Genomic DNA, 20,908 nt, shown 5'->3' with positions numbered 1-20,908 from the left:
AAAGTTTGGAAAACACCCGATATAATCGGGGAATCAACCGGATTTGCCCGAGAATGGATGAGGTTATGCTCAAGCTCCAGTTCAAGGACCAGCGCCAACCCCCCTTCTGGGTCGTGGAGAAGCTTTACAGTATTGGCAGCGATGCCGATAACCACCTGGTCCTTCCCGACGAAGGCATTGCCCCCCTGCAAGCTCGCCTCATCGCCACCGCCGACAAGATTTTCCTCAAGGATAACAACAGCGAAAGCGGCTGTTTCGTCAATGGTCAGCGCATTACCCAGAAGGAGCTCCTGCCCGGCGATGAAATTCAGCTCGGCCCGGTGCAACTGGAGGTCCTGGACCCCGGCGATGATACCCACCCCGGCAGCCATCATCCGACAGACCCCTGGCGCCTGGTGGCCAGCGGCAGCTGGCTGGCCGGTCAAAGCTACGTTATTCCGAATGAAGGCAGCGTGGTGCTGGGGCGATCCAACCAGTGTGACATTGTGATTCCCGGCACCCACCTGTCCCGGCGCCATGTCGAGCTGCGGGTGCAGGGAGGTAGCCTACGGGTGAAAGACCTGGATTCAGTCAACGGCACCTACCTTAACGACCGACCGGTGACCGACGCCCTGGCCCACGGGGGCGACCAACTACGCCTGGATGTGTACACCTTCAAGGTGGTCAGCCCGGTCGGCGACCGCCAACGGACCCGCGTACGCGCGACCAGCACCGTCAACAGCGCCCCGCCAGTACGAGCACCCCGAGTGCCCACCGAAGACAAACCCCGCCGCTGGAAGCTGCGCCCCACCTCCCCCGGCAATCGCCAGGAGCCCACGTATCGCGAGCAGCGCCAGGAGCGGTGGCTCTGGTTGGTGGTGCTGGCTGCAGCCGCCCTTCTGATCGGTGCCTTTTATTGGCTTTAGACGAATGACCGAGGGGGCCGTCTCCGCTCTCCTGTGGTAAAATCCCGCCGATTTTTTCACCCACTGATTTTAGGAACTTCAACCTATGAGCTTTGACAAGGTAGCTTCCGGCAAAAATGTGCCCGATGACGTAAATGTCATTATCGAGATCCCGATGAATGGCGAGCCCATCAAATACGAAGTGGACAAAGACAGTGGCGCGATTTTTGTAGACCGTCTGCTCGGCACCGCCATGCACTACCCCTGTAACTACGGCTATGTGCCCCACACGCTGTGCGGCGACGGCGATCCGGTCGATGTGCTGGTGGTATTCCCACACGCCCTGCCGGCAGGCTCTGTGATCCGCTGCCGCCCCATCGGCGTGCTGAAGATGACCGACGAATCCGGGGAAGACGCCAAGGTACTGGCCGTACCCATCGACAAAGTGACCCCGCTGTACAGCCAGATCAAGTCCGCCAAGGACCTGCCCGAACTGACGCTGTCCCAGATCACCCATTTCTTTGAGCACTACAAGGATCTGGAGAAAGGCAAGTGGGTCAAGGTTGAAGGCTGGGAAGACGCCGAAGCGGCCCGTCAGGAGATTCTGGCTTCCGTTGAGCTCTACCAGAAGGAAGGTTAAGCACAACGACGTTTAGAGCCAGCGGGCGCCGCCACGGCGCCTTTGAAGGGGCTCTCTTAACCCCCGGCTTAAACCATTGAACCGTCAGGGTTTGGGCTCTTCGAGAGTCAACCCACTGATATCAGGCGCCACTGGCGCCTGATTCTTTTTCAGCTCTCCCATCTCCGAGCCTACCGGCGCCACATCGAACTCCGGCACCGCCACGGGTGGGGGCTCCGGCGCTCGCTCCGACGCAGACAAAAGATCACTGCCCGCCTCCGCCAGGCCCCAGTCCTCAGGGTCCACCGAAGCCAATGGCAGGCTGTCACGCTCACTGCCCTCCAGTAAATCCGCCCCGACCTCGGCCAGCACAAAATCCGGAATCGCCACCGGCATCGGCTCCTCGGGGCGCCGCTCGGTGCGATCCAGCAGGTCCCCCTCGGGGGGTCTGAGGCTGAGGCCACTGGTATCCACGGAGACCGGGGTCAACCTCGCCCGCTCCGAAGGCTTAAGCAACAGCCCCCCGACCGGTGCCAAACTCAGTCCTCGCGTCGGTGCCGCCTCAGCTTTCGCCTGACGAGCCTGACTGGGCACCATTTCCACCTGAGCCCCCGCCTTGTGCAGCACCTGCTGGTATTTCTTCGCGGTCGCGGCGTCCAACTGTCGTTTCAGCGCCACCGGGCGCCCAGTGAACAACTGCTCGATTTTCGCTTCATCCGCCTTGAACAGCTGCTGAAGCCGCTGTTTGACGCTCGCCAGAGGTTGCCCCAGGACTATGTCACCCCGAAACACCAGGTCAAATCGCTCGTCGGCCATACCCAAATTCCTGTCATTCCCGATCCAGTGATCTTAGCCACCCCTATGCGGGGCCGCAATATCAATTCCCCGTACTAGTGCCAAAACAGTCTGTCAGCTCACTGGCAGAACCGGATATTTGCACCAATACTTAACGTCCATCACCCAAAAACCGGTGCAACCGTGCCCAGCACAGCAAGCAATGGAGGGGGACACCATGAACGCTTATTCCAATGCGCGACTGGTACAAGGCAGCCAACTGAACGATTCTGAAAATGTTCGCCGTAAAGTGGAGCAGGACATCGCTTTTCTGACCGACCGCATTGCCTCGCTGGAAGCGCACCATCGCCCCAACCAACCGGTGATTGATACCTATCGCTCAATGCTGGAAAGCCGGCGCTCGGTACTGAACTGGCTCAACCACGGCCGAATGGACGGCGACAACCACTCAGGCCCGGTGCCCCGCTCCCAGGCCGGGTAACCGGCGCCGGTCACTCCGAGCCGTTGAAACCCTGGTCCATATCCCGGGCCGGCACCTCACCCTTCGGATGACCCACCACCGTTGCCGGCACCCCGGCCACGGTGGTGTGCGCCGGCACCGAATCGAGCACCACACTCCCGGCACCGATTTTGGCGCAATCGCCAATCTGGATATTGCCCAGCAACTTGGCGCCCGTGCTGATCAGCACGCCCCGGCCCACTTTCGGGTGTCTGTCCCCCGAGCTGCGCCCGGCGCCGCCGAGCGTGACCGAGTGCAACATGGATACATCGTCACCGATGACTGCCGTCTCGCCGATCACCACGCCCGTGGCGTGATCGATCATGATGCCACGGCCAATGCGTGCGCCGGGGTGAATATCCACACCAAAGGCTTCCGAGATCTGATTCTGCAGATACAGCGCGAGCGCCCGCCGACCCCGCTGCCACAGGTGATGGGCAAAGCGGTGGGCCTGGAGGGCATGAAAACCCTTGAAGAACAAAAATGGCGTGGAAAACTTCTCGCAGGCCGGGTCCCGCTCGCAGTGGGCGTAGATGTCCGCCCGCATCGCCGCCTCAATATCCGCATCCCGCGCCATGGCGAGCTCAAACACCTCGCGGATCATCATCGCCGGCACGGCCTGACTGTCCAGCTTGTTCGCCAGGTGAAAGCTCATCGCACTGGCGAAGCTGTCGTGGTTGAGAATGGTCGCGTGGTAAAAACTGGCCAGAGCCGGCTCTTCCTCACTGGCGGCCTGAGCCTCTGTGCGAATGGATGACCAAAGTTCATCGGCCAGGGCAGTAAAAGCCAAAGGAGTGTCTCCCGATCAGAATCTATTAAAGGTTATTGTCGCACAGGCAGAAAGCGCTCGCGAAACCGGGTCAGAAATTCGGGCTGACGCCAGAACACCCAAAGGCACAGCACGGCGTGCAGGGCCATGACCACCAGAAACAGCTGCGGAATGCTCCACCCCAGAAGCCCCAACACCCCCAGCCCCACCAGGGAGGCGGCCACCATAAACAACGCGTTGATCACATTACCCGCGCCAATCACCTGGGCCCGATGGGCCGGCCGACTCCGACTTTGAATGAGCGCCGACAGCGGCACCACATAGACGCCGCCGGCCACGCCCAACATCAGAACATCCGCCATCACCCGCCAGGCGCTGGGCCACCCCAACATAGCAAGGAGCGGATGCAGCTGATCGGCCCCAGGCGGCGGGTGCGCCTGGGCAAATGCCTGCCCGGCCCAGGCGAGGTCCAGGCCGAAAATCAGCACCAGCAAGGCCCCCAAGGGCACCAGGGCGGGCTCAACCGCCCCACGGCTCAACCGCGCACAGAGCAACGCACCGAGACAGATACCCACCAGAAACAGAATCAATAACAGACTGACAACGGCAGAGGCCCCGGAGAGCACCGCGCGGGTAAAATTGGGCAACTGCGTGAGGTACACCGACCCCAGAAACCAGTACCAGGAGGAGGCGATAATGCACCAGAAGACCATGGCGTTCTCCCGTGCGCAGCCAATACTGCGCAGGGTCTGCCGGTAGGGGTTGCGCTCCAGGCGCAGCTCCGGGTCCATCGGCGGCGCCACGGGAATTTTCACACTGGCCCGCCACCCCAACCAGGCGATCAGCAGCGCGCCGAAGGCTACCCACCAGATGCCTCCCGCCACACTCAACGCCACCGTGCCGGCGATCATGCCCAGAAAGATGGCCACGGACGTGCCGGTATGCAGCAGGCCATTGCCGCCGGTCAGCTCTTTCTCCGACAAGTGCTGAGGCAGGATGGCGTATTTCAGCGGACTGAAGCAGGCGGACTGGGTCCCCGTCAGGAACAACACAAACACCAGCAGTGCGGCACTGTGAAGCCAGAGCGCCAACGCGCCCAACCCCATGATGGCGATTTCCGCCACCTTGATGGCGCGAATAAAGCGGGCTTTTTCAAACTTGTCGGCGTACTGGCTCGCCACCGGTGCGAACAACAGAAAAGGCACGATCAGCGTGGCCGCCACCAGGTTATTGATGACATCAATGCTCAATCCCCAGCGCTCTATGCCACCGTAGGTGAAGAGCATCAGGAGCGCGCTCTTGTAGAAGTTGTCGTTGAACGCGCCGCCCAGTTGGGTAAGAAACAACGGCATAAACCGTTCCCGGCGCAACAGTCCGAACTGGGATACCGGTGCGGCGGCGGACTCTGTTTTCATCGGGGAGGCTCTCCCTCAGGTGATTCGGGCCCCGGGGGGACGCGGACATAACGTTCAAACAATGCCGTCAGGTGCTCCTCAATGGTTGCCTGCAACGGCAGCGGATGCTCGCGCAGGTGATTGGAGAGTCGCTCTACCGTCAGGGCCCGGGCATAGGCATTGGCGATCGGCGCGAAGCTCAAGTGCCAGGGCTCCGGCGCCACGCCGCCGCGGTCCACATCGTAAGGGCGGTAAAAGCCGGGGTTGGCGTCACTGGCAAGAAAATCCGTCAGCCACTGATGGAACCGGTACAGCGGGCCGCCAGCGTCGCATTCCTCACGGGTCAATTGCAGTGTGCTGCCCCGAGGCAGTGCCGAGGCATCGTAAACATCCATGTCGGTTCCCCAGTGGTGGCGGGATGAACCCGGCAACGCCGACCAGCGAAGAATGGCGAGTACCAACTCCAGCTCGTTCAATCGTTCAATGTCGAGTGGCCGCCCGCGCTCATCCAGCACCGGTCGCTCCCCCGAAGTTTTGGCGGTCCAGATGGCTTTTTGGCGCTCAAAACTACGGTAGCCACTGGCCACACACAGCGAAAACCCCGCGTCTTCGGCCGCCGCCGTCAGTCGTTCCAGAGGCGCGACCACCCCCCGGTGCACATGGGTCTGGTCGAGCGCCACCAGTGCCGACTCATCCTCACCCACGAGCGCCTTGATTGAGGGGATCGACAAACGACTTTCCTCAACATTGTCGCCTTTTTTGTGCGACTGGTCCGCAAAATTCATCAGTAACCGATCCCATAGTTTTGGTTTAGACGCCAACGCGCAGAAATGTTTTGCGCTCGCGCCGGAAAGCGGTACTATTACATTTATTAACCATTTTGAGCCTCTATTCAAAAAGGTTAATGAGGACGATATCACAACCATAATCATAATGAAGAATGGAGCATAATCCGTATGACAGCCAGTCATAGTGAGCTACTCCAGCTGAAAAACCTGGGTATGGCTACCGTCAATATTCTGCAGGCCATTGGCATCAACAACTACAACGAACTCCGGGAAATCGGATCGGTTGAAGCCTACCGTCGCATCAAAGCCCGGGACATCAATGTCTCCAAAGTCATGCTCTATGCCCTGGAAGGGGCATTGATGGACGTGCACTGGAACGACCTGCCGCCCGACCTCAAACAACAGTTGGTTGCCGACGCCGAACAGGATACGCTTAGCGAAGCTTAACCGGCGGTTGAAAACGCCCGGCGCTGCCGCTAATGATGATCCTGGAGGCTTTCTATGCATTTACCTCACAAACAGTCGGATACCATTTCCGACTGTGCCGCTCACCTGCGCGAAGCCGGTGCCGAACTGGTATCCGCTCTGACGCCCACTGGCGAGAAGCAAACGTTCAGCGTCAGCCATGACCTGCTTGCCCATAGCGCAAAAGATCAGATCTGGGTGATTACCGAAGGCGAGGCCTTTTACCGGGTGGGCGGCAAACAGGTTACGCGACATGGCGCGGGAGACCTCATTGGCCTGGAGCCCGATCTGCCGATCGAGGTGGGCGTTTATGGCTGCACCGAACCGTTGACGATGGAGCCCTATCGTCGCGCCGAGGTGGTGAACCACGCGCAGTTCGCCAGCTACCTGATGTGCGCCAATGCCTTTTACCGCGCCGCCCTGGCACAGGAAATCCGGGCGGAATTCCAGCCCTCCGCCGGGTTCATGCATTTCATGGCGGGCGAAACCATCATTCACCAGGGGGCAGAAGCCGACCAGGTGTACACCCTCCTCGAAGGCGACGCTCACGCCCTGCGCGACGGCGTCAAGGTCGGTGAGATTCATGCGGATGAGATTTTCGGTGCCCTTGCAGTGTTTACCCGCCAAAAACGCATGGCGTCGGTGGTCGCCGTCAATGACTGCACCGTGCTCGCGGTGCGCAAAGAAGAGTTTGCCGATCTGGTGGAAATGCAGCCACAGATCTGTCTGGGCCTAGTGGAGGAGTTGGCAGAGAAGATCAACCAACTCAACGGCCAACTGCTCGCATCACAGGCCAAAGGATAAAAACGTCCGGGTGTCCTTGAAAAGTTGTTGACATCGATAATGATAATAATTACTATTTACAAACCGTCGGGCAGTCAGCATCTCCCCCTGCTCGACGGGGTGAAGGTAAGCGGCCTGTGCACTCCGCAGTCACATTCCCGCTTGCCGGATCTTCTCCTTGAGGCCCAAACCTTCTTTGGGTAGCCGGCCTCTGGCTAATCACGGTTGCTTGGGCCACCCTTCGGGGTGGCCACTTTTCTGCCTCCGCCCATCGTTCAGCCGTCTTAACCAGTATTTACGCTTTCCCTATATTGAAATTTCCCCGGTCGCACGTATATTACCGTCACTACAGGCGCCCTTGTCCGATGGCCACGGGCACACTGTCAGCTCTTGACCTCTTTGGGAGATAACCGCCGTGATGCGCATTGGTCTGTTCCTGCTAACCAACTTTGCCGTTCTGATTCTGGCCGGCTTTACGCTGTCCTTGTTGGGGGTCGATCATTACCTGCAACAAAACGGCGACCTGAACCTTACCAGCCTACTGATTTTCTGTGCCGTTTTCGGTTTCGGCGGCTCGTTCGTGTCTCTGTTCCTGTCAAAGTTCATTGCCAAGAAAACCACCGGCACCCAGATTATTGAGTCCCCCCGCACGGCGGACGAACAATGGCTGGTCAGCACCGTGAAGCAACTGTCCCAGCAGGCCGGCATCAAGACGCCGGAAATCGGAATTTTCCCCGCTCAACAGGCCAACGCCTTTGCCACCGGTTGGAACAAAAACGCCTCATTGGTGGCGGTCAGTCAGGGTCTGTTGCAACGCTTTGACCGGGACGAGGTCAAAGCCGTGCTGGCGCACGAAATCGGGCACGTGGCCAACGGCGACATGGTGACCCTCAGCCTGCTTCAGGGGGTCATCAACACCTTCGTGATGTTTTTTGCCCGGATTATTGGCCACACCGTCGACCGGGTCATTTTCAAGACCGAGCGGGGCCACGGCATCGGCTTCTACATTGTGACCTTTGTGACGGAAATGATTCTGGCATTGCTGGCCTCAATGATCGTATTTGCCTTCTCCCGCTACCGGGAATACCGGGCCGATGCAGCCGGTGCGCAACTGGCCGGCCGCGGCGCCATGATTCGTGCGCTGCAACGACTACAGGCGGAAGTCCAGGCCGGCGTCGAAAGCCCCATGCCCGACAGCATGAAGGCCTTCGGTATCAGCGGTGGTTACAAGCAGAAGCTGGGTAAGCTTTTCGCCAGCCATCCGCCGCTGGACGCTCGCATTGCCGCGCTCAGCCGCGGCCAGTAAACGCTACACCCATATCAAAGGAGGCTTCATGCCCTGGCGCTGGCTTACATTCGTTGCTCTGTTGGCACTGCCCCTGGCGCACCCCCTCGCCCAGGGGTTCGCCACGGACGATGAACGCAATACCATTGAAGTGTTCGAGTACGCCAGCCCGAGCGTGGTCTACGTCACCAACCAGCAGGTGGTTCGGGATCCACGCTCGTTTGACCTGCTGACCGTCCCGCGCGGTGCCGGCACCGGCTTTGTGTGGAGTGAGCAAGGCTACATCGTCACCAATTTCCATGTGATCGAAAACGCGCGAAAGGTGATGATCACCCTGCAGGACCAGAGCAACTGGCCGGCGGAAGTGGTCGGCATTGCGCCTGAAAAAGATCTGGCGGTGCTCAAGGTCGAGGCACCGGAAAAACACCTGAAGCCCTTGCGCCGGGGCGACTCCGGCGACCTGGTGGTCGGCCACAAGGTTCTGGCCATCGGCAACCCCTTTGGGCTGGATGCCACTCTCACCACCGGCGTTGTCAGTGCGTTGGGGCGGGAAATCGAATCCCCCAACCAGCGCAAAATCCGCAACGTCATCCAGACCGACGCCGCCATCAATCCGGGCAACTCCGGCGGCCCTCTGCTCAACTCGCAAGGCGAGCTGATCGGGGTCAACACCATGATCTACAGCCCCAGTGGGGCGAGTGCCGGCATTGGGTTCGCCATCCCGGTCAACACCGTGGAAAGCATCGTACCGCAGCTGATTGAGCACGGGCGCATCATCCGTCCGGTCATCGGCATTGATATCGCGCCGGACCAGTGGGCCCGGCAGTCGGGGGTTCGGGGAGTTGCCATACTGCGTGTCGCGCAGGGCTCTCCGGCCGACCGTGCAGGACTGGAAGGCGCCCAGCGCAGCCGTTGGGGCAGTATTGTTCTGGGGGATATCATCACCGCCATCGACCAGCACCCCACCCGCAATTACGACGAGCTGATGACCGCACTGGAGAAGTACGAACCGGGCAACGAGGTCGTGCTGAGCGTTCAACGCCGGGGAGAGGCCCGGCGCCTGCGGCTGAGACTGGCGGCGCCTGATGGCCTCTAACGGCGAGAGCCGTCCCTATTCTCCTACTCGACAGCGCTGACCGGTAGCGGCGTCTCCAGGCGAATACTGGCCTGCTCGGGATTGATATCGGCCCGGTAGGCGTACACCTCCACGCCCGCTGCCACGGCCTGTCGGAACGTGTCTCCGTAGGCCGGGTCAATCTCATCGGCGGGAGCCACCTGCTCCACGCCCGAGTGCTGCACACAGAACAGCAGCACGGCCCGGTCGCCCTGGCGGACAATCTCCATCAGCTCGCGCAAATGCTTTCGCCCGCGCTCACTGACGGCGTCCGGAAACAGTCCCTGGCCGGGAGCCTCCATCAAAGTCACGCTTTTCACCTCGACATAGCACCGGCCGTCATCCGACTCCAACAGGAAGTCAATGCGTGAGTTTTCCTGTCCGTAGCGCACCTCCGCCCGAATCCGCTCGTAGCCCTGCAGCTCCTCGATCACACCCGACTCAATGCCCTCGCGCACCAGCGGGTTGGCGCGCGCCGTGTTGATACCGGCCCAGTGACCCGTGGGCGTAGTGGCCAGCTCCCAGGTATGCCGATACTTGCGCTTGGGGTTACCGGAATCGGAGAACCAACAGGGGCTTTCCGGCACCACACAATGGCGCATGGAGCCGGTGTTCGGGCAGTGGATGGTGATTTCCGAGCCATCGGCAAGGCGCACATCCGCCAGAAACCGCTTGTAGCGTCGCAACAGCACGCCGGATTGCCATTTTTGATTCAAGAGAGGCTCCTAATAGAACAAGACAATCAAATAATCCTCTATTGTTACAGCTGACGGGAACCGGCTCAATCAAGGGCCAAAATAGCTCGAATCAGTCGCAAAAAAGGCTGGCGAAGCCGGGGGATATCTGGTAGCTTGCCAACCCTTCAAAATTCGCTGCTTCTCCAGTAGCGAAGAAGGTGTAAAAGCGACGGACGGCGCGGAATTCCCGGGTTCACCCCACCCGCCCGTCCATCGAGTCGGCCAGCTAAATGGGAAGTCATACGAGGCGCGAAACCATGCCGAAGAGTTCATCGACCGCAGAGAGCTACACACTGAGTAACTTCACCCCTTACAAGGAAAAAAAGGGCGAGGAGTACATGAACGAAAACCAGCTCGAGCACTTTCGTCAGTTGCTGCTCGCCTGGCGTCGCGAGTTAATGGAAGAGGTGGACCGCACCATGAGCCACCTGAAGGACGAAGCTGCCAACTTCCCCGACCCCGCCGATCGCGCCAGCCAGGAAGAGGAATTCAGCCTGGAACTGCGCACGCGCGACCGCGAACGCAAGTTGATCAAGAAAATCGACAGCACTTTGGAGCTGATCGAGAATGAAGATTATGGCTTCTGCCACGCCTGTGGTGTGGAAATTGGCATTCGTCGCCTTGAAGCCCGTCCGACCGCCACCCTGTGTGTGGACTGCAAAACCCTGGATGAAATCAAGGAAAAGCAGGTCGGAGGCTAAGCCGGCAACGGAGCCCCGCCCCAAGCGGGCTCCGTTTTTCCGCTAACCGCTGTATGCCCGCAACCTCATCCAACCCCCAATCCGATACGCCTCAGGGAGACAGGGCGCCCTACATTGGACGCTTCGCCCCCTCTCCCTCCGGCCCCCTGCATTTCGGTTCCCTGGTCAGCGCTCTGGCCAGCTACCTGCACGCCCGAGCCGCTGGCGGTCATTGGTTGGTGCGCATGGAAGACCTCGACCCCCCACGGGAGGAAGCGGGGGCAAAGGACGCGATTCTGAACGCCCTGGACGCTCATCAACTGCACTGGGAGGGTGGGGTGATGTTTCAAAGCGACCGCCAGAGCGCCTATGAGCAAACGCTCGAGCGTTTGCTCGCCGAGGGACTGGCGTACCGGTGCCGCTGCACCCGCAAAGATATCCACGCTCTGGGAGGCGTGTATGACGGCCGCTGCCGGGACCGGGCCGTCTCCCCGGACGAACCCCACGCCTGGCGCTTGAAACTGTTCGATGTGCCCGGTGGCCACACCGAGCCCGCCGATCCTTATCGCTGGACCGATCTGTTTCAGGGGCCACAGGCGCAAAGCCTGCGCCAGGAAGTGGGGGACCCGATCATCAAGCGCAAAGATGGCCTGTTCGCCTATCAGCTCGCGGTGATCGTGGATGACATCCATCAGGGCATTACGCACATAATACGCGGCGTGGACCTGCTCCCGGTCAGCGCCGGGCAGCTTGCCGCCTTCGCCCTTCTCGGCGGGCAGCCGCCGGCACTGGGCCACGTACCGGTGGCCAACAACGAGTTCGGGCAAAAACTGAGCAAACAGCATCACGCGCCACCACTGGAACCAAAAAAAGCGGGAACCAACCTCTGGTACGCGTTAGACTTTTTGCAACAGCGGCCACCCCCCAACCTGAGAGGCGCCGCTCCGGAAGCCGTTCTGGAGTGGGCCCTCGGGAACTGGCGGCCCGAACGGATCCGCGGGCGGGAAGGCCCCGCCCCGGACGCCATGCTGACGCCCCCTGACGCCGACAAATCGGAGAAGGATAGATCGTGAACAATCAGCGCCTGGTCATCCTCTTGCTACTGGTGGCCTATATATTCTCACCCACCCTCTTTACCTGGATCATCAACCCCGAGGGGGCCTGGTTCCGGCCCTACATCATCTGGGTGGCGGTCATCATCATCGCCTACATCGTACAAAGCCGTAAAAAGAGACCCCATGACCTTTGAGTTGAGCCATGTGGCATTGCTCGGCGTCAGCTATTTGCTGGCGCTCTTTGGCATTGCCTGGATAACCGAACGCGGCTGGATTCCCGAATCCGTCACCCAGCACCCCCTGACCTATATTCTGTCGTTGGGGATTTTCGCCAGTGCCTGGGCGTTCTATGGGGTCATCGACCTGGCCTTCCAGTTCGGCTACGGTGCCCTCGCCTATTACCTGGGCACCGGGGCGCTGTTTCTGTTCGCGCCGGTGGCGCTGGCGCCGCTGGCCGACCTGGCACGCCGCCATCAGGTGCACTCGCTCGCCGACCTGCTGGTGTTCCGCTACCACAGTCACGGTGTGGGCGCCGTGACCACCCTGTGCATGCTGCTGGGCATCCTGCCATTGATGGCGCTGCAGATTCAGGCCATCGCAGACACCATGTACATCCTCACCGTGAGCAGCAACCCCAGCCTGCCCGCCATGGGCACCGGCTTTACCTTCAAGGATCTGATGGCCCTGGGCTACTGCGCACTGCTGACCGTCTTCACGATTCTGTTCGGCTCCAGCAAGGACCAGCACCGGGGCCTGTTCACCGCCATGGCGTTCGAATCCCTACTCAAGGTGTTCGCCCTTTGCGCCATCGGCCTGCTGGCGGTCTACGGCGTCTTTGACGGCTTCACCGGCCTGGACCAGTGGCTGGAACAGAACCCCGAAAATCTGGCCCTGCTGCACGCCCCGGTTCAGGATGGGGCCGCCCATACCCTGCTGCTGGTGTTTGTGGCTACCGCCATCACCATGCCCCATATTTTCCATATGGGCGTGACCGAAAACCTGTTGATGCGCAACACCCACACCATTACCTGGGCATTTCCGCTGTTCCTGCTGTTAATGGCGCTGCCGATCTTCCCGATTCTCTGGGCGGGGTTTGAACTTTCCGTGCCGCTGCCGGCCCAGTACTTCACGCTTGGCGTGCCGATTCTTGCGGAATCGCCGGGGCTGACGGTGTTGGCGTTTATCGGTGGCCTCTCGGCCGCGACCGGCGCCATGGTGGTCATGATTCTTGCCCTCACCACCATGGTGATGAACCACTGGATTCTGCCGGCACTGAGCCTGCGCAACCGGGACGACCTCTACCGCCAGCTGCTGTGGCTGCGCCGGGTGCTGATCGCCACCCTGTTTTTTGCCAGCTACTTTGTCTATTGGTTGCTGGATAACCGCCACAGCCTGACCAACCTGGCCCTGCTCACCTTTATCGAAACCCTTCAGTTCCTGCCGGGCATGTTCGCCATTGTGTTCTGGCCCCGAGGCAACCGGCGAGGCCTGCTGGCCGGGCTGAGCACAGGCACCCTGATCTGGGCCATCGCTTTGCTGATTCCGGTCATTACCGGCTTCTCCGGCCTGCCTGTGCCCAGCACCGACATCGTCATTCCACTGGGCATGGGGCACTGGAGTGCAGTGGCTCTGCTCTCGCTGGGGGCCAATACCGCCATTTTCGTCGGCCTGTCACTGCTCACCCGCCAGAATGAAGAAGAGCAATACAGCGCCGAGCTCTGTGCTGCCGACGAGCTGAGCCAACCGGTACGCCAGGCACTGGATGTCCACAGCGCAGCGGAATTCAAAACCCGCCTGGCCCGTTCACTGGGCAAGGTGACCGCCAGCCGGGAAGTGGATGTCGCCCTGAGCGAGCTTGGGCTGCGCATTACCGAGCGCCGACCCTATGCCCTGCGTCGGCTGCGCGATCAGATCGAGGCGAACCTGTCGGGGCTGATGGGTATTCACGTCGCCGGCGAAATCATGGACCGCCACCTGCCCTACAAACTGGCCGAGCGGCGTGACACCCTGGACATCAACCTGATCGAGAATCGCCTGGCCCAGTATCGGGACCACCTCACCGGCATGGCCGCCGAACTCAACAACCTGCGCCTGTACCACCGAAAAACCCTGGAAGAACTGCCCATGGCGGTCTGCTCTCTGGGCCTGGATGGGGAAATCCTGATGTGGAACCGGGCCATGGAGCTGCTGACCCAGACCCCGAGCGACGACGTCACGGGTTCACGGCTGGAGGACCTGGCGGAGCCCTGGAAGGCCCTGCTGACCGATTTCAGCCAGAGCAGCGAGCCCCACTACTACCGCCAGGAAATCGACCTGAACGGGCGTCCGCACTGGATCAGCCTGCACAAGGCCAATATCGAGGGCAGTATCCACAGCGGAGAATATGACCAGGTCATCCTGCTCGAGGATGTGACCGAAACCCAGCTGTTGGAGCAGGAGCTGATCCATAGCGAGCGCCTGGCCTCCGTCGGGCGACTGGCGGCGGGCGTGGCCCACGAAATCGGCAACCCGATCACCGGCATCTCCAGCCTGGCCCAGAATCTGCGCTACGAATCCGACGCACCCGAGGTGCTGGAGACCGCCGAACACATCCTCAGCCAGACCGACCGGGTCACCCGTATCGTGCAGTCGCTGGTGAGCTTCTCCCACAGCGGCCAGAACAAGAAAAGCGAGTTCGAGGCCGTGGATTTACGTGCCTGCGCCAATGAGGCCATCCAACTGCTGTCGCTCCAGAAAGACAAGAATGAGGTGGAATACGTCAACAATATCGCCCGAAACGCGATCATTGCCGGCGACAGCCAACACCTGATTCAGGTCTTCATCAACCTGCTCTCCAACGCCCGGGACGCCAGCCCACCCGGCAGCCGTGTTATGCTGGACAGCGACGAGGACGAATACAGCATCATTTTCTCGGTAACCGACCAGGGCAGCGGCATACCGCAGGACAAGCTGGATCAGATTCTCGAACCCTTCTTTACGACCAAGGACCCGGGCGAGGGAACCGGACTGGGGCTGGCGATGGTCTATAGCATTGTGGAAGATCACGGCGGCAAGCTCGACATCAAGAGCCCGGCCGATCAAGTGCACCAAACTGGTGCGCAGTTTACGATCAAATTGCCGCGCCATATTGATTCCATGGTGACGGGATGATATTTTCCGCCATCTATCCGGCTGTGGAAAACCACGCAGATGGGCTTTCCGCGGCCTGTACTCAGGCTCGCTGGAGCTCCGGCCCCTGCTGTTCATTGGCGGCGCCGAAGCTTGAGCACCCTGCCCGACCATAGGCGAAGTGAGCACTATGAGTAAGATCCTGATCGTTGAAGACGAACCCATCATCCGCACCGCGTTGCGCCGCCTGCTTGAGCGCAACAAGTACGAGGTGAACGAAGCGCCCTCGGTCAAAGAGGCCACGGGCAAGTTCACCCTGACCGACTTCGACCTGATTATCAGCGATCTCCGCCTCCCCGGGGCGCCCGGCACCGATCTGATCAAACTGGCCGAGCAGGTGCCGGTGCTGATCATGACCAGCTACGCCAGTCTGCGCTCGGCGGTGGACTCCATGCGCATGGGCGCGGTGGACTATATCGCCAAACCCTTCGATCACGAAGAAATGGTCACCGCCGTCAAGCGGGTGATCGGCAAGGCCAACGCCGCCAACCAGCACAAGCACAACTCCGCCACGGCGAGCCACGCCATTGCCGGTATGATCGGCTCCAGCGACGTCATGCAGGACCTGTACAACCGCATTCACAAGGTCGCTCCCACCAAGGCCACCGTACTGGTTCACGGTGAGACCGGCACCGGTAAAGAACTGGTGGCCCGTGCGCTGCACGAAGAGAGCCCGCGCCGGGAAAAGACCATGATTTCGGTCAACTGCGCCGCCATTCCTGAGACTCTGATCGAATCCGAACTGTTCGGCCATGAGAAAGGCGCCTTTACCGGCGCCGCCAGCACCCGTGATGGGCTGGTCGCCGCCGCTGACGGCAGCACCTTGTTCCTCGATGAAATCGGCGAACTGCCACTGGAGGCTCAGGCCCGCCTGTTGAGGGTGTTGCAGGAAGGCGAAGTACGGCCCATCGGTTCGGTAGAGTCCCGCAAGGTGGACGTCAGGCTGGTGGCCGCGACCCACCGGGACCTGCGCAAACTGGCTCAGGAGAAGCAATTCCGGGAGGATCTGTATTTCCGGATCAACGTCGTGCAGTTGGAGCTGCCCCCGTTGCGCGACCGCGGCAAAGACATCATTTCCCTCGCCGAGTCACTGTTGCAGCGCTTCTGCCACGAGATGGGCAAGCCCAACCTCAAGCTCTCCCCCGAAGCGGTGCAGGCCATTACCACCTACACTTGGCCGGGTAACGTACGCGAGCTGGAGAACGCCATACAGCGGGCTGTGATCCTGTGTGAGGACACTCAGGAAATCAGCCACGAACTGCTGGATATTGACCTGGATCTGGTGCGCTTCGAGGAAGACGATGAAGATGACACCCACCGCTCGCCGGAACGCATTCAGCCCCGGGGAAGGGCGCCCCAGGACCCGAGCGAAGATCTGTCACTGGAAGACTACTTCCAGCGCTTCGTTCTCGAACATCAAGACACCATGAGTGAAACCGAACTGGCCCGGAAGCTGGGCGTCAGCCGCAAATGCCTGTGGGAGCGTCGTCAACGCTTTGGCATTCCGCGCAACAAGGCCGCCACGGCCAAATAGCCTTCTGCGCTCGTGCCGGGGCTATCGGGCCCCGGCCGCTATCCTGTTCCGCTTCCTGCGCCCAATCAGCCTATCGCGACAGCCCGGCCTCTTCACGGCGCCCAGCCACTCCCAACCGACACAGCAAACGCCCCCCTCCGTAACACCGAAATACCATAAGCGACGCCAAAAAAAGGGGTTAAACGCCACAGACGTTACCGCTGGTTACCTTCTAAAGACGCTGTTACCAATGGGGGATTTGTTACCTGGCACGGGAGTCGTAACAAACTGTTCCCGTATTTGTAACCGTTAGAAATAACTAAACTTAATAAGTGATCATACAAATAAACTAAGTTATTGTTTTTAAAGGACTTTCCATTTCTGGCACGCGACGTGCTCTCTATACGGGCACATAACAACAACAACTAATAAAAAAAGCGCCACATAATAAGAACAACAAACAATAAGAAATGAAAAGCCATAATTAAAACAATAGACAATAAGAAAAGAAGAAGTTCAAAAATAACAACAACAAACAATAAAAAAAGCGACAACGACATAATAATGACAAGAAACAATAAAAACAGACTGCATAATAAAAATGAACAACAATAAGAAAAGCGAAAGCCTTAGTGCTTTACGCATATAAAAACATAACGATAAGACACAAGAAAAAGCGGAAAGACTGACTAGACACTGGAGCGGGATTGCAAGCACGCACACTTGATACGAGGGCATGGACGCGCCGATTTGCAGACCACAGGATCACTGGTAACTCAATCCCACGGGAAAGCCTCGGCTTTCCCGTTTTGCTTTCTGACCCCGGAAAAGCCTCCGCTACCGCCACCCCCGGCGTTTGCACCACTCCCCGCCCGTGCTAAACTGCCCGGCTTTCAGACGACCGTCCGGCGTGCCAGCCGACGCGAGAACCCACTGACAGTAACCCATTGCCCATGCTGAAACGGCTTATCGACAAATTCCGCCCCCGCGCTCGCCACCCGGACCGCCCCCTGATCATCCCCCGAGACCAACACAATGTCTCCCGCCGAGACATCAGTCAGGCGGCGATCAAGATCATGAAACGCCTGGAAGAAGGCGGCTTTCAGGGGTTCCTGGTGGGTGGCGGCGTGCGCGATCTGCTCCTGGGGGGCCACCCCAAAGACTTCGACATCGCCACCGACGCCAAGCCCGAGCAGATCAAGCGCCTGTTCCGCGGCGCCCGCATCATCGGTCGGCGCTTCCAGATCGTGCATGTGCGCATGGGGCGGGAAATCATTGAGGTCACCACCTTTCGCGGGCATCACGATCAGTCCGGCAATGAAGACGGAATGCTCCTGCGGGACAACGTCTACGGGACCCTGGAAACCGACGCCGTTCGGCGTGACTTTACCGTCAACGCGCTCTATTACACCCTCAATGACTTTGCCATTCACGACTACACTGGCGGGCTGAAGGACCTGGAGAAGCGCACTCTGCGCATCATCGGTGACCCACACACCCGCTACAAGGAAGACCCGGTGCGCATGCTGCGCGCGATCCGCTTCGCCGGCAAACTCGGCTTCCAGATCGATCCGGGTACCGCCGACCCCATCCTGGAGTTGGGAGAGTTGCTGCGCAACGTGCCCCCCGCCCGGCTGTTCGAAGAGGTGCTGAAACTCTTTATGGCCGGCTCGGCGACCGCCACCTTTACCCTGATGCGCGAGTACGGGCTGCTGGCCCACCTGTTCCCGGCCACCGAGGCGGCACTGGAAGCAGGCGATGAGACTGGCCTGACGCTGATCGAAGAAACCATGGCCAACACCGACAAGCGCGTGCGTGCCGAGAAGCCGGTAACCCCGGCGTTTATCTACGCCGCCATGCTCTGGCCCCCCATGGCCGCCCGCGCCGACCACCTGAGCAAAAGCATGCCGCCCCAACAGGCTTACCAACAGGCGGCCACTGAAGTGATCGGTCACCAACTGGGACACACGTCCATTCCCAAGCGCTTCCTCATTCCCATGCGGGAAATGTGGGACATGCAGCACCGCCTAGTGCAGAAGCGCCACCCACAACGGTTGCTGGAGCACTCCCGCTTCCGGGCCGCCTACGACTTCCTGTTGCTGCGCGAAGCCTCCGGCGAGCACCTGGACGGCGCCGGCAACTGGTGGACCCGCTTCCAGGACGTGGACGAGGCCGAACAACAGAAGATGATTGCCGAGTCCCGTCAGGGCGCCAAACCCAAGAGTGGCCGCCGCCGCAGTCGCAAACGCCGCCCCTCCTCCGGTGATTCGCCCAACCCCGCGCCGCAGGAATGAGTCGGGTTCACAGTTACATCGGCCTGGGCAGTAACCTCGACGCCCCAAGAGAGCAAGTCGAACGGGCCTTTGATGAACTGGCCCGACTGCCCCACAGTCGCCTTCTGGCACGCTCGCCGCTGTACCGCAGCGCGCCGGTCGGCCCGCCACAGCCCGATTACATCAACGCCGTGGCCCAACTGGAAACAACGCTTCCCCCGCTCGAACTGCTGGATGAGCTACAACGGCTGGAGCAGGCCCATCAGAGGGTACGCCGGGAGCATTGGGGCCCCAGGACCCTCGACCTGGACCTGCTGCTGTACGGTGAGCAAACCATCGACCATCCCCGCCTACAGGTGCCCCACCCCGAAATGCCTCGCCGGGCTTTTGTTCTTTACCCTTTGGCCGATATTACCCCTGAACTGACGCTTCCCTCGAACACCCCTCTTGAGTCATTATTGGCACAGTGCCCGTTCGAGGGGCTGGAGCGACTCACCTCTGACAGTCAACACCGGGAGCCTTAAGTCGTGTCGACCATGTTTGACGATCACCAATGGGACCTGTCCCACGCCGAGCTTCCCCGCTATATTGCCGTGGAAGGACCGATTGGCGTGGGCAAAACCACGCTCGCCAAAAACATCGCGCAACTGTTCAACTACGATGTGCTGCTCGAGCAGCCCGAAGAAAACCCTTTTCTGGAGCGCTTTTACCGCTCCCCTCGCACCGTAGCCCTGCAGACCCAGCTGTACTTCCTGTTTCAACGGACCAACCAGCTTCAGGAACTGCGCCAGAACGACCTGTTCGAACCGGTGCGCGTGGCGGATTTTCTGATGGAAAAAGACCAGCTGTTCGCCCAGGTTACCCTGGATGACGACGAGCTGAACATTTACCAACAGGTCTACGACCGTCTCACCCTGGACGCCCCGGTACCGGATCTGGTGATCTACCTGCAGGCCCCCTCCAAGGTGCTGAACGAGCGCATCCGCCAGCGAGGGGTCGCCAGCGAGCAGAACATCAGCCCGGAGTACCTGGAGGCCCTGAACGAGGCCTACACCCAGTTTTTCCACTATTACGACAGCTCGCCGCTGCTGATCGTCAACGCCCAGGACCTGGACCTGGCCAACAACCGCCAGCACTTCCAGCAGTTGATCGAAACCCTACTCACCATCAAAAGCGGGCGCCACTACTACAACCCCACACCGGCGCTCTAAGCCCGACCCGGAGAGATGTTATGCCTTACGGATCGAACACCGACACCGCCCTGAACAAAACGGTCACCATCAAGACCCTGCAGAAGCTCAAGGATCAGAACGAAAAGTTCGTGATGGTTTCGCTGTACGACGCCCCCATGGCGGCGATGGCGGAAAAGTGCGGCGTGGAAACGGTGCTGATCGGCGATTCCCTGGGCATGACCGTTCTGGGCTACAAGAGCACCATTCCCGTGACAATGGAACAGATGACGTACCACGTCGAAGCCGTGGCGCGTGGTAATCACAAGTCCCTGATTGTCGCCGACCTGCCGTTTATGACCTACGCCACCCTGGAAGACGCGCTGAAGAACTCAACGCGCCTGATGCAGGCGGGCGCGCAGATGATCAAAATCGAAGGCGGGCGCTGGCTCGCGGACACGGTGCGGCGCCTGAGTGAGTGCGGCATTCCGGTCTGCGCACACCTGGGCCTGACGCCCCAGTCAGTGAACAAATTCGGCGGCTTCCGGGTCCAGGGTCGCTCCCCGGAGCAGGCGGAGGAAATTGCCGAAGATGCGAAGATCCTGTCCGACGCCGGCGCCGACCTGCTGGTGCTTGAGTGCGTGCCGTCGGAGCTGGCGGCCCGCATCACCCGCGAGATTGCCATTCCCACCGTGGGCATTGGCGCAGGTCGCGATACCGACGCCCAGGTACTGGTGATCAATGACATTCTGGGCCTGACCGAACAGCCCCCCAAGTTTTCGAAAAACTTCCTGACCGAAGCCGGCGACATTCCCGGCGCCATGAAGAAATACGTGGCAGACGTGAAGGCTGGAACCTTCCCCAGCGACGATCATATATTTTTATAACGACAGGGACTCCGGGCAAGCGCTGTTACAT

The 20,908-nt window shown here is 60.2% G+C and carries 21 protein-coding genes; 16 read left to right on the top strand and 5 right to left on the bottom strand.

Features of this window, described 5'->3' with window-relative positions:
* Positions 1 to 65 precede the first annotated feature (65 nt).
* Positions 66 to 905, top strand: coding sequence for an FHA domain-containing protein (locus tag G547_RS0103155; RefSeq protein ID WP_027328580.1), 840 nt, complete (start codon positions 66 to 68; stop codon positions 903 to 905).
* 85 nt (positions 906 to 990) lie between these two features.
* Positions 991 to 1,524 carry an inorganic diphosphatase gene (gene ppa / locus G547_RS0103150; protein ID WP_027328579.1) on the top strand — a complete coding sequence of 178 codons (534 nt, stop codon included), beginning with the start codon at positions 991 to 993 and terminating at the stop codon, positions 1,522 to 1,524.
* An 84-nt stretch (positions 1,525 to 1,608) separates the two neighbouring features.
* Here ppa and G547_RS0103145 read toward each other — a convergent pair whose 3' ends face one another.
* Complete coding sequence (locus tag G547_RS0103145; protein WP_027328578.1) at positions 1,609 to 2,319, bottom strand: hypothetical protein; 711 nt, start codon at positions 2,317 to 2,319, stop codon at positions 1,609 to 1,611.
* Between the two features lie 196 nt (positions 2,320 to 2,515).
* Here G547_RS0103145 and G547_RS19960 point away from each other — a divergent pair, with 196 nt between their 5' ends.
* Complete coding sequence (locus tag G547_RS19960) at positions 2,516 to 2,779, top strand: hypothetical protein (protein ID WP_211224484.1); 264 nt, start codon at positions 2,516 to 2,518, stop codon at positions 2,777 to 2,779.
* Between the two features lie 10 nt (positions 2,780 to 2,789).
* On the opposite strand, the gene cysE is transcribed toward G547_RS19960, so the two are convergent.
* From cysE to G547_RS19955, 3 genes are read right to left on the bottom strand one after another with little or no spacing between them, the layout of a single operon-like run.
* Positions 2,790 to 3,587 carry a serine O-acetyltransferase gene (gene cysE / locus G547_RS0103135; protein ID WP_157209771.1) on the bottom strand — a complete coding sequence of 266 codons (798 nt, stop codon included), beginning with the start codon at positions 3,585 to 3,587 and terminating at the stop codon, positions 2,790 to 2,792.
* A 32-nt stretch (positions 3,588 to 3,619) separates the two neighbouring features.
* A complete protein-coding gene (locus G547_RS0103130) occupies positions 3,620 to 4,981 on the bottom strand; it encodes an MFS transporter (RefSeq protein ID WP_027328576.1) in 1,362 nt (453 codons plus the stop codon).
* On the bottom strand, positions 4,978 to 5,745 hold the full coding sequence (locus G547_RS19955; protein ID WP_084645627.1) for a M15 family metallopeptidase: 768 nt from the start codon (positions 5,743 to 5,745) through the stop codon (positions 4,978 to 4,980). The genes G547_RS0103130 and G547_RS19955 overlap by 4 nt, the downstream gene beginning before the upstream one ends.
* Positions 5,746 to 5,916: 171 nt before the next feature.
* Between G547_RS19955 and G547_RS0103120 the strand changes: the two genes are divergently transcribed.
* The 4 genes from G547_RS0103120 (at position 5,917) to G547_RS0103105 (ending at position 9,377) form a co-directional block, all read left to right on the top strand.
* Entirely contained in the window at positions 5,917 to 6,195 is a 279-nt protein-coding gene (locus G547_RS0103120; protein ID WP_027328575.1) for a TfoX/Sxy family protein, read from the top strand.
* 54 nt (positions 6,196 to 6,249) lie between these two features.
* Positions 6,250 to 7,017: a Crp/Fnr family transcriptional regulator gene (locus tag G547_RS19950; protein WP_036186947.1), complete on the top strand. Its 768-nt coding sequence runs from the start codon at positions 6,250 to 6,252 to the stop codon at positions 7,015 to 7,017.
* A 394-nt stretch (positions 7,018 to 7,411) separates the two neighbouring features.
* Entirely contained in the window at positions 7,412 to 8,302 is an 891-nt protein-coding gene (gene htpX / locus G547_RS0103110) for a protease HtpX (RefSeq protein WP_027328574.1), read from the top strand.
* Between the two features lie 28 nt (positions 8,303 to 8,330).
* The gene (locus G547_RS0103105) at positions 8,331 to 9,377 is read left to right on the top strand and encodes a S1C family serine protease (RefSeq protein WP_051234733.1); all 1,047 of its coding nucleotides are present in this window, start codon (positions 8,331 to 8,333) and stop codon (positions 9,375 to 9,377) included.
* A gap of 23 nt (positions 9,378 to 9,400) precedes the next feature.
* Here the strand turns inward: G547_RS0103105 and sfsA are convergent, their stop codons facing one another.
* Entirely contained in the window at positions 9,401 to 10,111 is a 711-nt protein-coding gene (gene sfsA, locus G547_RS0103100) for a DNA/RNA nuclease SfsA (RefSeq protein WP_027328572.1), read from the bottom strand.
* 278 nt (positions 10,112 to 10,389) lie between these two features.
* Here sfsA and dksA point away from each other — a divergent pair, with 278 nt between their 5' ends.
* The 9 genes from dksA (at position 10,390) to panB (ending at position 20,877) form a co-directional block, all read left to right on the top strand.
* Positions 10,390 to 10,833, top strand: a complete 444-nt coding sequence (gene dksA, locus G547_RS0103095; RefSeq protein ID WP_027328571.1) for an RNA polymerase-binding protein DksA — start codon at positions 10,390 to 10,392, stop codon at positions 10,831 to 10,833.
* A 53-nt stretch (positions 10,834 to 10,886) separates the two neighbouring features.
* Positions 10,887 to 11,885 (top strand): tRNA glutamyl-Q(34) synthetase GluQRS, encoded by a 999-nt coding sequence (gene gluQRS / locus G547_RS19945; protein ID WP_084645625.1) that lies wholly within the window; start codon positions 10,887 to 10,889, stop codon positions 11,883 to 11,885.
* Positions 11,882 to 12,061: a hypothetical protein gene (locus tag G547_RS0103085; protein WP_027328570.1), complete on the top strand. Its 180-nt coding sequence runs from the start codon at positions 11,882 to 11,884 to the stop codon at positions 12,059 to 12,061. The genes gluQRS and G547_RS0103085 overlap by 4 nt, the downstream gene beginning before the upstream one ends.
* Positions 12,051 to 15,017 (top strand): ATP-binding protein, encoded by a 2,967-nt coding sequence (locus tag G547_RS0103080; RefSeq protein ID WP_027328569.1) that lies wholly within the window; start codon positions 12,051 to 12,053, stop codon positions 15,015 to 15,017. The genes G547_RS0103085 and G547_RS0103080 overlap by 11 nt, the downstream gene beginning before the upstream one ends.
* A 148-nt stretch (positions 15,018 to 15,165) precedes the next feature.
* Complete coding sequence (locus G547_RS0103075; protein ID WP_027328568.1) at positions 15,166 to 16,569, top strand: sigma-54-dependent transcriptional regulator; 1,404 nt, start codon at positions 15,166 to 15,168, stop codon at positions 16,567 to 16,569.
* Between the two features lie 932 nt (positions 16,570 to 17,501).
* A complete protein-coding gene (gene pcnB / locus G547_RS0103070) occupies positions 17,502 to 18,842 on the top strand; it encodes a polynucleotide adenylyltransferase PcnB (RefSeq protein ID WP_027328567.1) in 1,341 nt (446 codons plus the stop codon).
* On the top strand, positions 18,839 to 19,345 hold the full coding sequence (folK, locus tag G547_RS0103065) for a 2-amino-4-hydroxy-6-hydroxymethyldihydropteridine diphosphokinase (RefSeq protein ID WP_027328566.1): 507 nt from the start codon (positions 18,839 to 18,841) through the stop codon (positions 19,343 to 19,345). Before pcnB ends, folK begins: the two co-directional genes overlap by 4 nt.
* 12 nt (positions 19,346 to 19,357) lie before the next feature.
* Positions 19,358 to 20,032, top strand: coding sequence for a deoxynucleoside kinase (locus G547_RS0103060; protein ID WP_051234730.1), 675 nt, complete (start codon positions 19,358 to 19,360; stop codon positions 20,030 to 20,032).
* A 20-nt stretch (positions 20,033 to 20,052) separates the two neighbouring features.
* Positions 20,053 to 20,877, top strand: coding sequence for a 3-methyl-2-oxobutanoate hydroxymethyltransferase (gene panB / locus G547_RS0103055; RefSeq protein ID WP_027328564.1), 825 nt, complete (start codon positions 20,053 to 20,055; stop codon positions 20,875 to 20,877).
* Positions 20,878 to 20,908 lie beyond the last annotated feature (31 nt).

This window comes from Marinimicrobium agarilyticum DSM 16975, assembly GCF_000423345.1.
Taxonomy (GTDB): Bacteria; Pseudomonadota; Gammaproteobacteria; order Pseudomonadales; family Cellvibrionaceae; genus Marinimicrobium; species Marinimicrobium agarilyticum.
This window is presented reverse-complemented; position numbering and strand designations above follow the sequence as displayed.